Source organism: Sphingomonas sp. H160509, assembly GCF_024124765.2.
GTDB lineage: Bacteria > Pseudomonadota > Alphaproteobacteria > Sphingomonadales > Sphingomonadaceae > Sphingomonas.
In genome coordinates this window covers 1,099,574-1,111,740 of sequence record NZ_JAMXSR020000002.1, presented here as the reverse complement: position 1 = coordinate 1,111,740, position 12,167 = coordinate 1,099,574, and the positions used below count along the sequence as shown (strand labels likewise).

The 12,167-nt window shown below is 65.4% G+C and carries 8 protein-coding genes, 1 tRNA gene and 2 pseudogenes; 9 read left to right on the top strand and 2 right to left on the bottom strand.

Annotated features, from left to right (window positions below):
- The first annotated feature begins 28 nt into the window (after nt 1-28).
- The 7 genes and pseudogenes from NHF48_RS07000 to NHF48_RS06970 all read left to right on the top strand — a co-directional run bounded on the left by NHF48_RS07000 (nt 29) and on the right by NHF48_RS06970 (nt 5,731).
- Nucleotides 29-301 carry an HU family DNA-binding protein gene (locus NHF48_RS07000; RefSeq protein ID WP_056048186.1) on the top strand — a complete coding sequence of 91 codons (273 nt, stop codon included), beginning with the start codon at nt 29-31 and terminating at the stop codon, nt 299-301.
- A gap of 67 nt (nt 302-368) precedes the next feature.
- Nucleotides 369-443: transfer RNA gene (locus NHF48_RS06995), tRNA-Val, on the top strand.
- A 356-nt stretch (nt 444-799) separates the two neighbouring features.
- Nucleotides 800-1,360, top strand: a complete 561-nt coding sequence (locus NHF48_RS24815; protein WP_253072358.1) for a CerR family C-terminal domain-containing protein — start codon at nt 800-802, stop codon at nt 1,358-1,360.
- Entirely contained in the window at nt 1,357-2,535 is a 1,179-nt protein-coding gene (locus tag NHF48_RS06985; protein WP_253070656.1) for an HlyD family secretion protein, read from the top strand. Before NHF48_RS24815 ends, NHF48_RS06985 begins: the two co-directional genes overlap by 4 nt.
- Before the next feature lies 1 nt (nt 2,536).
- On the top strand, nt 2,537-4,168 hold the full coding sequence (locus NHF48_RS06980) for a DHA2 family efflux MFS transporter permease subunit (RefSeq protein WP_253070655.1): 1,632 nt from the start codon (nt 2,537-2,539) through the stop codon (nt 4,166-4,168).
- A pseudogene (locus tag NHF48_RS06975) lies at nt 4,168-4,425 on the top strand (TolC family protein); the annotation flags it as partial. The gene NHF48_RS06980 and the pseudogene NHF48_RS06975, both read left to right, overlap by 1 nt.
- A gap of 76 nt (nt 4,426-4,501) precedes the next feature.
- Nucleotides 4,502-5,731, top strand: a complete 1,230-nt coding sequence (locus tag NHF48_RS06970) for an efflux transporter outer membrane subunit (RefSeq protein ID WP_253070654.1) — start codon at nt 4,502-4,504, stop codon at nt 5,729-5,731.
- Between the two features lie 201 nt (nt 5,732-5,932).
- Here the strand turns inward: NHF48_RS06970 and NHF48_RS06965 are convergent, their stop codons facing one another.
- Nucleotides 5,933-6,268, bottom strand: coding sequence for a DUF6481 family protein (locus tag NHF48_RS06965; RefSeq protein ID WP_056058003.1), 336 nt, complete (start codon nt 6,266-6,268; stop codon nt 5,933-5,935).
- Between the two features lie 320 nt (nt 6,269-6,588).
- Here NHF48_RS06965 and NHF48_RS06960 point away from each other — a divergent pair, with 320 nt between their 5' ends.
- Nucleotides 6,589-8,253: a hypothetical protein gene (locus NHF48_RS06960; RefSeq protein WP_253070653.1), complete on the top strand. Its 1,665-nt coding sequence runs from the start codon at nt 6,589-6,591 to the stop codon at nt 8,251-8,253.
- A 72-nt stretch (nt 8,254-8,325) separates the two neighbouring features.
- A pseudogene (locus tag NHF48_RS06955) lies at nt 8,326-11,135 on the top strand (TonB-dependent receptor domain-containing protein).
- Between the two features lie 266 nt (nt 11,136-11,401).
- On the opposite strand, the gene NHF48_RS06950 reads toward NHF48_RS06955, so the two are convergent.
- Nucleotides 11,402-12,058, bottom strand: coding sequence for a prolyl hydroxylase family protein (locus tag NHF48_RS06950; protein WP_253070652.1), 657 nt, complete (start codon nt 12,056-12,058; stop codon nt 11,402-11,404).
- Nucleotides 12,059-12,167 lie beyond the last annotated feature (109 nt).

The following is a 12,167-nucleotide window of genomic DNA, read 5'->3' as shown; positions in this document are numbered from 1 at the left end:
CGATCCGAGTTTTTCCCCGGGGGATTATATGAACAAGCAGGAGCTGATCGCGACGGTTGCCGACACGTCCGGGCTGGTAAAAGCCGACGCGGTCAAGGCGGTCGAGGCGGTGTTCGACGCGATCGAGGCATCGTTGAAGAAGGGCGACGAGGTTCGCCTGGTCGGTTTCGGCACGTTCTCGATCTCGAAGCGCAAGGCGTCGACCGGCCGCAATCCCCGTACCGGCGAGCCGATGACGATCAAGGCCTCGACGCAGCCCAAGTTCAAGGCCGGCAAGGGCCTGAAGGACGCGGTCAACTAGGACCGGTGTCGATAGGGCTGGACAGGTGGACGGGGTCTGCCTAAAGGCCCGCTTCCGAACGAGTTTCGGGCGCGTAGCTCAGTGGTAGAGCACACCCTTCACACGGGTGGGGTCGCTGGTTCAATCCCAGCCGCGCCCACCAGATTTACGCCGGTTCCTTCGCACGAAGGGGCCGGCGTTGCTGTTTCTGGCGCTGCAGGCAACATTATCTGGCGGCATGCTTCGCCCCCAAAGATCCGTCATCCTGACGAAAGTCAGGATCCAGGGTAACGAGCGTCGCACCCCATGGCTCTGGATCCTGATTTTCGTCAGGATGACGGGCGCGCGGGGAAAGGCCGCGTGACCTGCTGATCACTCCTCCACACAACATGACGCTTTCTTCATTAGGCTGGTTCGTTCGATCGAACTAAACGCCCCCCGTGCTCCAATCCCGACTCCTCGACATCGCGATCAGCGAATTCGGCACCAAGGGGCTGGAGGGGGGCGAGCACGCGCGGCATTGCCGCGGCGGCCGGCACCGCGATGTCGTCGATCACCTATCACTACGGCGGCAAGGAGGGCTTGTACCTCGCCGCCGCCGACCGGATCGCCGACCGCATGTCCGCCGTGATGGGCGACCCGTCCGAGCTGTCGCACGACGTAGCAGCGGACGACGCCAGCGAAGCCCGCGCCCAGATCCACCGCATCTTCGGCCGGCTTGCGGACAAGATGGCCAGCAACGAGAGCGCCGACTGGACGCTGTTCGTCCTCCGCGAACAGATGAAGCCGGGCGAGGCGTTCGAGCGCATCTATGGCGGCGTGATGGGCCAGATGGTGCGCAGGCTCAGCGACCTTGTCTGCATCGCCACCGGTTGCGCCGAGATCCGCACCGGCAGGATCGCGACGATCACCTTGATGGGGCAGGTGATCACGCTGCGGGCGAACCGCGCGACCTGCCTCAAGCTGCTCGAGCGCGACACGCTCGAACCCAACGACATCCTCGATATTAAGGCGCGTATCGACGCCAATATCGACGCCATTCTCGATTCGATGCGTGCTGAAGAACAGGGCCAGGCATGACCGACCAGACGAACCACTCCGACGCCAACCACGACGATGAGGATCGCAAGGACGATCCGAACGGCAAGGATCAGCAGTCCGACACCGAACAGCAGGACGAGTCCGACGACAAGGCCGAGGGCGACGACAAGAAGCCGTCGGTCTTCAAGAAGCCGCTCTTCTGGATCATCCTCGTCATTGTCGTCGGCGGGCTGATCATCGGCGGCGTGCTTTACTGGCTTCACGCGCGCCAGTTCGAGTCGACAGACGATGCGTTCGTCGACACGCACATCGTCCGTCTCGCGCCACAGGTCGCGGGCACGCTGGTCCAGGTCGCCGACATCGACAACCGCCACGTCGAAGCGGGCCGCCTGCTCGCGGTCATCAAGGCATCCGGCCGCGACGCGCAGGTCGCCGAGGCGCAGGCAAACGAATCGCAGGCCCGCGCACAGTTCGCGCAGGCACAAGCGCAGGTCACCGCCGCCGAAGCACAGCGCCAGCAGGCCGCCGCACAGGCGCGCGTCCCGATGGCGGCCGCGGTAAAGGCCCAGCAGGATCTCGCGCGCTACGAGGCGTTGCTTCGGCTCGATGCGAGCGCGGTCGCCGGTCAACAGCTCGATCAGGCGCGCGCCACCGCTCGCCAGACCGCCGCCGATGCCGCCGCCGCGCGCGAGCAGATCGACACAGCCACCGCGCAGATCAGCGTCGCCAGGAAGCAGGTCGGCGCGGCCAAGTCGGTGATCGACGCCCGCCGCGCGCAGGTCGATCAGGCGAACGTCACGATCGGCGATCTCCGCCTGACCGCGCCGGTCGCAGGCCAGGTCGTCAACCGCTCGGTCAACGTCGGCTCCTATGTCGCGCCCGGCACGCAGTTGATGGCTATCGTCCCCGACACAATGTGGGTCACGGCGAACTTCAAGGAAACGCAGCTCACGCTGATGAAGATCGGCCAGCCCGTCGACATCCATGTCGATGCGTATCCGGGCGTCGACTTCAAGGGTCATGTCGACTCGATCCAGCGCGGTGCTGGCCAGGCGTTCGCCCTGCTGCCCCCGCAGAACGCGACCGGCAACTATGTGAAGGTCGTCCAGCGCGTCCCCGTCCGTATCGTGTTCGATGCGAAGAACGGCCCCGATCCGAAGCGCTATCCGATCGGCCCCGGCATGTCGGTGGTGCCGACCGTCAAGGTTCGCTGAAGTGGCAAAGGCGCCCGCTCAAAAAACTGGGGCGAAAGCTGATGCGGGCGGCGGTCACACGTGGTCGCCGAGCCGGTCGGCGGCGGGCAAGTACAGCCCGTGGCTGATCGTCGCGATCATCTCGATCCCGACCTTCATGGAGGTGCTCGACACCTCGATCGCCAACGTCGCGCTCGATCACATCTCGGGCGGGCTGTCGATCACCACCGACCAGGCAACCTGGGTGCTGACCAGCTACCTCGTCGCCAACGCGATCGTCATCCCGATCTCGGGCTGGCTGTCGGACGCGATCGGTCGAAAGCGGTATTTCCTGCTGTCGATCGCCCTGTTCACGCTTGCTTCGCTGATGTGCGGCCTTGCGCCCAATATCGCTACGCTCGTCGTCGCCCGCGTGCTGCAAGGCATAGGCGGCGGCGGTCTGGCGCCGGTTGAGCAGTCGATCCTCGCCGACACCTTCCCGCCGAAACAACGCGGGATGGCGTTCGCCGCGTTCGCGATCGTGGTCGTCGTCGGCCCCGTGCTCGGGCCGACGCTGGGCGGCTACATCGTCGAATATTCGAGCTGGCACTGGGTGTTCCTGATCAACGTGCCGGTCGGCATCGCTGCATGGTTCCTGGTCGAGACCTTCGTCGACGAGCCGGACCAGGTGAAGAAGGACCGTGACGAGCGCTTCAAGAACGGCCTGACGATCGACTATGTCGGTGTCGCGCTGGTCGCGCTCGGGCTCGGCTTCCTGGAGCTCACCTTCGATCGCGGCGAGCGCGAGGATTGGTTTTCGAGCGGCTTCATCGTCATGTCGGCGATCATCGCCGCGGTATCGCTGGTCACGCTGGTTATCTGGGAGCTCAACCACAAGGACCCGGTGATCGACCTCAAGTTGCTGAAGAACCGCAACTTCGCGCTGACGATCGGCGTGATGGGCGTCACCGGCATGATCCTGTTCGGCACCACGCAGCTGATCCCACAGATGCTGCAACAGGTGCTCGGCTACAGTTCGCTCGATGCCGGCCTCGCGCTGACCGCTGGCGGTCTCGCGACGCTCGTCATGGTCCCGTTCGCGGGGCGGCTGAGCGGGTTGGTCGACGTCCGTTTCCTGCTGTTCCCGGCGTTGCTGGTGCAGGCGTTCGCGCTGTGGAACATGAGCCACCTGACCGCCGACATCGCGTTCTCCGACGCGGCGTTCGCGCGGCTGTTCCAGGCGATGGCGCTGCCCTTCCTGTTCGTGCCGATCAACGCGATCGCCTATGTCGGGCTCAAGCAGACGCAGACCGCGCAGGCGTCGAGCCTGCTCAACGTCTCGCGCAATCTCGGCGGGACGATCGGCATCTGCTTCGCGCAGACGCAACTCGCAGGCGGGTTGCAGCGGCACCAGTCGGAACTGACGCAGACGCTCAATCCGCTCGATCCGAATTATAACGACTGGATGCAGAAGGCGACGAGCGTGTTCGGCGGGCAGGGCGATGCGACGACACCTTTGGCGGTTCTCTACAGCCAGATGCAGCGGCAGGCGACGATGCTCGCGTTCCTCGACGTGTTCCGCGCGATGATGGTGGTCGTGCTGTGCGTCGCGCCACTGGTTCTATTCATGCGCTCCGGCAAGACCGGCGGCGCGCCCTCGGGAGGGATGCATTGATGCGTGCGCGGTTCATGGTGGTTGCGGTTGCGGCCCTGCTCGCGGGGTGCACCGTCGGCCCGAATTACGTCGCCCCCGAGATGGCAGTGCCGCCGGCGTTCGTGGGTCCGCAGGCCACAGTTGGGACGACGGTCGATCCAGCGCGCTGGTGGTCGGCATTCGGCGATCCGCAGCTGGACGGCCTCGTCGAGCGCGCGCTTAAGGGCAATCCCGACATCGCGATCGCCGCCTCGCGCGTGCGCCAGGCGCGGTTGCAGGAGATCGTCGCGCGCTCGCAAGGGTTACCGAGCGTCAACGCCAGCGCCAGCCCGAGCCATATCGAGTTCAGCAAGAATGCCGGCCTCTCGTCGATCGCACGCGCGTTCAGCGGCGGTACGGGGGCAGGGGGGCACCGGCTCGACCGGAGGCATCGCATTACCCGGCAGCGGGATCACGACCTATTCCGTCGGCTTCGATGCCAGCTGGGAGCTCGACCTGTTCGGCGGCGTCCGGCGCAGCACCGAAGGCGCGCGGGCACGGACGGAAGCGGCGGTTTGGTCGAAGCGAGACGCGGCGGTGACGCTCGCGGCCGAAGTCGCGCAGGCGTATTTCGCGCTCCGGCTCGACCAGGCGCAGATCGCGACGATCGAGGGCGAGATCGTCCGCCAGCGTCGCGCGCTGGAGATCGCGGGAAACACGGCCAAGGTGGGCCTCGTTCCGCCGATCGACGTCACGCGTCAGCGCGCCTCGATCACCTCGACCGAAGCGCGCGCCGAGCCGGTCCGTGCCGATGTCGATGTCCGCATGCACGCACTGGCGATCCTGCTCGGCGAGCCGCCCGCGACACTGATGTCCGAACTCGCAGCACCTTCGGTCGCACCGCTCGGCGTGCCGACGATCCCGGCGGGGTTGCCGTCGGAGCTGTTGCGTCGTCGCCCCGACATCCGCGCGGCCGAACGCGATCTCGCGGCTTCGACTGCGGATATCGGCGTTGCGGTGGCGGACATGTATCCGAAGTTCAGCCTGACCGGCATGAGCCAGCTGATCTCGACCGCGCTCGGCAATCTCTTCTCGGGTGACAGCCTCCAACTGACCGCATCGGGCGCTGCGCAGTTCCCGTTGCTCGACTGGGGCCGGCGCAAGTCGACCGTGAAGTCACGCGAGGAGGATCGCGAGCAGGCGTATCTGCGCTATCGCTCGACGGTGTTGCAGGCGTTACGCGACGTCGAGGATCCACTCGCACAGATCGCAGCCGAACGACGCCGGAACGCGGCTTTGCAGCGCGCGGTGGTCGACGCGCAGAGCAGCGCGAAGGCGGCGGAGTCGCAGTACCGGACCGGCTTCGTGGCGCAGACGACGCTGCTGAACGCCGAGACGGACGTGTTGACCGCGCGCGAACAGCTGGTGTCGAGCGATGCGCAGTTGCGGCAGCTGACGGTGGCGTTGTTCAAGGCGCTGGGGGCGGCTGGGAGCAGGCGGAGTAGGGGCGCGCGCTTCAAATCGGTCCGTTACACCGCACTTCGTGTTCTCCCGCGAAGGCGGGAGCCCAGACTGGGCTCCCGCCTTCGCGGGAGAACAAGCTAGTTGATGGGGTTCGGCCATTCCTTAGCCACCACCCCGGCGAAGGCCGGGGCCCAGTTGGGGGACGTTGCCAACGGTGGACTGCGCTTAGTTACCTCGACCTTTCCAACTAGGCCCCGGCCTTCGCCGGGGTGGTAACTCTTGGCCTGAAAAGTCAATCAGTCGCGCAGGTAAAGAATGGGCGGCCAAACGACCGCCCAAAAATCACTTCTTCTTGTTCTTCCGCGCCGCATACTTAGCGTCACGAATCGCCTTCTTCTCGGCGTCGGTCAATTCGACCTTAGCCTCGGCCTCGCGCTTCTTAGCAGCAGCAGCCTCGGCCTCAGCCTTCTTCGCAGCCTTGGCTTCGTCCTCTGCAGCACGCTTCGCAGCACGCTTCTCGCGCTCGGCCAATTCCTTGGCCTCGCGCGCGGCAAGGCGCTCGGCTACGACGGCTTCGTCGATCGGCGGCTTGGCACGCAGCGCTTCGAGCGCCTTCTGCTTGGCGGCGGCTGCGCTGCTCGTACGGTCCTGGAAGCTGGGGTCCTTGAAAGAGGCCATTGTCGTCGAATAATCCTGTAATATCGGTCTGACCGTCCGGACGCAGGATTGCGCCAGAGGTCTTGGGAGCAGTGACTCTGGCAGCGCCTGTAAATCATCGCGCGCCGGATCGGAAGAGATGTGTTCGATAGCGCGGTTTTCAACCCCGCAGGCCAGCGGTGCCCCAATCGACAGTCATCGAACCGTCATATCATAGTCATGCAAGCGTCATCGAAATCGCATCGCGGCGTCATCTGGCCAGCCTAACCGCCATGTCACGGTCGGCAGGGGGAGCCTGGGTCGATCCGAACAATCAACGGTACGACTCGGGAGTCCTTCGCATGACCAGCTTTACTCGCCTCGGCACGATCCTGCTGACCGGCACGGCCTGCCTCGCACTCACCGCTTGCGGCGGTGCCGACGACGTCGCTTCGCCGGGCGCAGGCACGGTGATCATCACCCCGCCAGCCACGCCGACCCCGACGCCGTCCACCCCGACGCCGACCCCATCGGCGATCACGGCCGCGCAGTTCGCCTCGACCTCGGGCGGCCGCTCGGACGGCACGATCACGATCAGCGCCGATGAGCAGCTTGCGATCGTCAACGCCGGCACCAACAACAACGTCAGCGGCACCAACGTCCTGACCGGCGTGTACCCGATCGCCGCGACGTCCGCCACGACCGCGACCGACCCGTCGTCGATCAACCCGTTCTTCGCCAGCACCAACTTCGTCGGCGCGCTCAACGGCCCGACCGACACCGCGTTCCAGGGCTGGACCTGCGCCTCCACGTCGGCCGAGTTCGGCGGCAGCACGACCGCGCGCTGCACCGCGGTTCCTGCCGTCGGCGCTGGCGGTTCGGCCGCAGCGTGCCCGACCGGCACGATCGACGACGGGTTGGTCCAAACGTTCCGCGCCTGCCGCCTGCCGACCAACATCACGTCCAGCCTGACGCTGCCGAAGATCGCCGGCGTGTTCTACCGCCTGCGCGGCCAGACCGAAGTCGGCGCCGATGTCGGCACGACCGGTGCCGATACTGGCGTGACGCTGACGATCGCACCGGGCGTCGTCGTCGCCGCGGACTCGACCGAAGTCACCGCCGATCTCCTGCTCGTCAATCGCGGGTCGAAGATCAGCGCCGTCGGTACGCGCGACGCGCCGATCATCTTCACCTCGCAGCAGAACCTGACCGCCAACGGCGTCAGCGATGCGACGCAGGGCCAGTGGGGCGGGATCATCCTGCTCGGCCGCGCGCCCGTCGCGGTCTGCGCCACGGGTACCGGTCCGAACAACGCCGGCGGCACGAGCACGACCTGCCAGCAGGCGATCGAAGGCGTCACCGGTCGCTTTTACGGTGGCCCGACGGCGGCCGACAACAGCGGCACGATGCAGTATGTCCAGATCCGCTACAGCGGCATCGCCATCAGTGACGGCAACGAGCTGCAGGGCCTGACGCTTGGCGGCACCGGGTCGGGCACGACGATCGATCACGTCCAGAGCCACAACTCGGCCGATGACGGCATCGAGATCTTCGGCGGCACCACGAACATCAAGTATTTCGCGGTAACCGGCGCAGACGACGACGGCTACGATATCGACAACGGCTATCGCGGCTTCATGCAGTTCATCATCGCCGCACAGCGTCTGCTGGGTGCGACCGCCGACTCGTTTTCGACCGAGATCGACTCGAACGGTGCCGAGGACCTGCTGCCCCGTACCTTCGGTCAGTATTCGAACTTCACGTTCGTGCAGACCGCGCTTGCGCCGGCCGCGATCCGCCAGCGTGGTGGTTCGGACATGCGCTTCATCAACGGTATCGTGAAGTCGCCGGCGACCGTCGCCTGCCTCAACCTGATCGCGCAGGAGACCAGCCAGGCCGATCGCTCGACGATCCGCGCGGCCGATGCCTCGAAGCAGGACCAGGGGCCCGCCGATCTTCACCTCGGTCTACTTCGACTGCAACGGCCGGTAACGCTTCCGGTCGGCTCTCCGCAGTCGATGATGTGAGCAGCGATGCCGGGGTGGTTCCAAAGACCACCCCGGCATTCGCCCATAGACCCCTGATCTGGATATTCGGCCATGCAAACGCGCTTCGGCTATGCCACCTTACTTCTCCTGACCTCGCAGCTGGTCGCGCCCGCGGTGCTCGCCCAGACCGGCGGCGCTGCACCCGCTCCAGCCACCTCGCCACCCGCCTCGACGACACAAACCGGTCCGACCTCGACGCCGGTGGATACCTCCGCGCCCCAAGCTGCCGGTGCAGAGTCCGCCGGAGCGCAGGCCGAAGTGTCGACGCCGGGCTATGATCCCAATGGCGGCGAGGACATCGTCGTCGTCGGTCGCAACATTCCCAATTTCGTCCGCGCGACTCCGCAGGTCGTCTCGATCCTGTCGACCGAAGACATCGCACGCACCGGCGAAGGTGACATTGCCGGCGCGCTGTCGCGCGTCACCGGTCTCAGCATCGTCGGCAACGGCTTCGTCTATGTCCGTGGTCTCGGCGATCGCTACTCGTCGTCGCTGCTGAATGGCTCGCCACTGCCGAGCCCCGAGCCGCTGCGCCGTTCGGTCCCGCTCGACATCTTCCCGACCACGATCGTCGGCTCCGCGCTGGTCCAGAAGACCTATTCGGTGAACTATCCCGGTGAATTCGGCGGTGGCGTGATCAACCTCACGACCAAGGCGATCCCGGACAAGAACTTCCTGTCGTTCGGCGGCTCGATCTCGGCCGACACCGCGACGACCAGCGAACTCGGCTACACCTATTATGGTGGCGATGCCGACTGGATCGGCTTCGACGACGGCACGCGCAAGGTGCCAAGCTTCATCAAGAACGCGCCTAGCGGCACCGGCAACATCTCGGCCGCGCAGGCCGCGACGCTCAGCAACGCCTCGACCTCGCTGCTCCAGCGCAACAACCAGCTCCCCGCCAATTTCTCGGGCGAGATCAGCGGCGGCTCGGTGTTCGACATCGGTTCGGGCCGGCTCGGCGTGATCGCGTCGGTCAGCGCGAGCAACACCTTCCGCACCCGCAGCATCACGCAGCAGGATTCGGTCACCAACGAAGGTCTGCTCCGCAACGATTTCCAGACCCTGCTGACCGACAACCGGATCGTCGCCAACGCGCTGATCGGCGTCGGCTACGAGTTCGGCGAGAACAGCATCAAGCTGACCAACGTCTATATCCACGACACGCTGAAGCAGGCGCGTGGGTCGGCGGCGACCACCTATAACAACTCGAGCGGTCTTCGTTTCCAGCAGAACACCAACTGGTTCGAACGCCAGCTGTTCGAGAGCCAGCTGGTCGGCGCGTTCAAACCAGTCGACGCGCTGACGCTCGACGTCCGCGGCGCCTATGCCAATTCGAAGCGCAATGCGCCGTACGAGCGGCAGTTCGACTATCTCTGCTCGAACACCACCACGACCGGCCAGCCGATCACGGTGCAGGATCCGAACGGGACCGGCGGTGCGCAGTGCAACGGCGCCTACCAGGTGACGCAGCGCTTCTCGCCGTTCGCGTCGATCATCTTCAGCGAACTGAAGGAAGACCTCTACAGCGGCCAGGCGGACGCCGCGTACAAGCTGTCGACCGATCGGCCGATGACGTTGTCGACCGGCTATTTCTACTCGGATACGAAGCGCACGTCGTCGCGTCTCCAGTTCAATTACCAGACGCCGCGCGGCGGTGGCACCGCGCCGGGCTATCCGTACAATCTGCTCCGTCCGGACTACCTGCTGGCGATCGATACCAACGATCCGCTCAACTCGCTCGAATTGCAGTTCAACACCCCGCTCGGTGCGTATCAATATGACGCGTCGCTGCGGATTCATGCGGGCTACGTCCAGGCCGAGGCCGAGGCGACCGACGGCGTCCGCGCGACGATCGGCGTACGCTACGAGACGGCGGACGAGCGGGTTACCCCGATCGGTGCGACCACGACGCGTCTGAAGAACGATTACTTCTTGCCGGCCTCGACGCTGACCTGGAATTTCGCGCCAGACATGCAGCTTCGCGCCAGCGCCTCGAAGACGATCTCGCGCCCGCAGTTCCGCGAGCTCGCGCCTCAGCAGTTCCGTGATCCCGAATCGGATCGCCTGTTCTTCGGTAACCCGCTGTTGCAGGATACCAAGCTCTACAATCTCGACGCGCGCTACGAGTGGTTCTTCGCGCGTGACCAGCGCTTTACGCTGGGGGGCGTTCTACAAGCGGATCGACAAGCCGATCGAGCAGGTCGGTTTCTACACCGGCGCCGACGATCGTCTCCAGACCGGCTTTACTAACCTGCCCAAGGCCAAGCTGTACGGCGGCGAGGTTGAGTTCCAGAAATACGTGCCGCTCGACACGCTCGGCAGCGATTTCTTCGCGACGCGCCGCCTGCTGTTCATCGCCAACTACACCTATACGCAGTCGTCGATCACCGTGGACGGCAGCTGCGTCCCGGAACGTGGTGGACCAGACGACCAAGGTCGCGGGCTGCCAGACCGGGTTCGCGCCCGCCACGGGTAACTTCCGCGACGGCGCGCCGCTCACCGGCCAGTCGGACCACCTCGTCAACGTCCAGCTCGGGCTGGAGGACACCAAGCGGCTGTCGCAGATCACGTTGTTGTTCAACTACGCCAGCGACCGCGTAACCAACCGCGGCCCGTCGAACCTCGGCGGAACGGGCTTCCTGCCCGACATCATCGAGAAGCCCGGCATCCGCCTCGACCTCGTCGCCCGTCAGGGTGTCGAACTGCGCGGCGCCAAGTTCGAGGTGAAGGCCGAGGCCCGCAACCTCACCAAGACGCGCTTCACCGAGGGCCAGACGTTCGAGAACGGCAACAAGGTGTACATCAACCGGTATAACCTGGGTCAGGTGTTCACGCTGGGGATCAGCACGACGTTCTGAGGAAGGGGCGGTCGTTCGGGTTCCGCTCCAGTGGCGAGCGCAGTCGGAGCGACCGACCTCCCAAGAAGATGACCTCCCCGGCGAAGGCCGGGGCCCAGTTGGGGAGGTCGGCGTAACGTAGCACCGTCCTCCGTCAGCAACGTGCCCAACTGGACCCCGGCCTTCGCCGGGGAGGTGCATTGAGAGTGCTAGGTGCTGAGGCGCAGGAGTCGCCGCTGCGCCAATCCGTCCGTTCTCGCCTTACTAATTATGGCCCCAGACCAAGCCTAACCCCAGGGCTTCTCCCGAAACCATTTGGTTATCACATACTTGACCCCCGCACGCACCTTCATCCCGTGATGCAGCGTCGCCGGGTTCATGCTCCCATCGGCACGCCGGTTGTTCCAAGCGAGCAGCTTGCCCGTTTCCGGCTGCACGATCTTGTCGATCGCCTTGAACCGCGTCGCGCCGCCGGCTTCGGGCTGGTTGAGATAGATCATGACGGTCCACGTCCGATTGCCCGCGACCCCGCAATAACGCTGATAATCGATGCCGTTCGGCTCGAAATAGTCGGTGTGTCCCTTGAACTCCTGCCCGACCGCATAGCGCTGCCCCTGGAGCGGTTCGCCGTACACCGGGTCGAGTCCGGTCAGCGCGGCGATCCGGCGCTCGACCTCGATCGCGACCGGATCGAGCGGCGACAGATCGCCCGTCTCGCTCGTCCGATAGTTCGCATCCCCGTTCGAATCGGAGATCGTCGACGGCCGCCGCACCGCGTCGATCCGCTCGATCAGCGTCGCGCACAGGTCCGGCGGCAGGAAGTCGCGCCGCACGAACAGGTCGAGCTTCGGGCTCGGTACGCGCTGCACGCCGGGCACGGAGAGCCGCGCGATGATCGCTTCGGGAGGCAGGCCGGAGCCGCTGGACGGGAGAGGATCGGACATGAGCGTCTTCTGCCCATCGCCGACGCGAAGCGCTACCCCATCAGAATCGAAGCAACCAACGCGCAAGCCATTGACGCGGAATTGTAACATGGCATGCCTACGCGACGAA

Bases quoted from the DNA above. Each gene is read 5' to 3' on its own strand.
- NHF48_RS07000 (WP_056048186.1), top strand. From the start codon at position 29: ATGAACAAGCAGGAGCTGATCGCGACGGTTGCCGACACGTCCGGGCTG.
- NHF48_RS06965 (WP_056058003.1), bottom strand. From the start codon at position 6,268: ATGGCCTCTTTCAAGGACCCCAGCTTCCAGGACCGTACGAGCAGCGCA.
- NHF48_RS06950 (WP_253070652.1), bottom strand. From the start codon at position 12,058: ATGTCCGATCCTCTCCCGTCCAGCGGCTCCGGCCTGCCTCCCGAAGCG.
- NHF48_RS06985 (WP_253070656.1), top strand. From the start codon at position 1,357: ATGACCGACCAGACGAACCACTCCGACGCCAACCACGACGATGAGGAT.
- NHF48_RS06960 (WP_253070653.1), top strand. From the start codon at position 6,589: ATGACCAGCTTTACTCGCCTCGGCACGATCCTGCTGACCGGCACGGCC.
- NHF48_RS06970 (WP_253070654.1), top strand. From the start codon at position 4,502: ATGCCGGCCTCTCGTCGATCGCACGCGCGTTCAGCGGCGGTACGGGGG.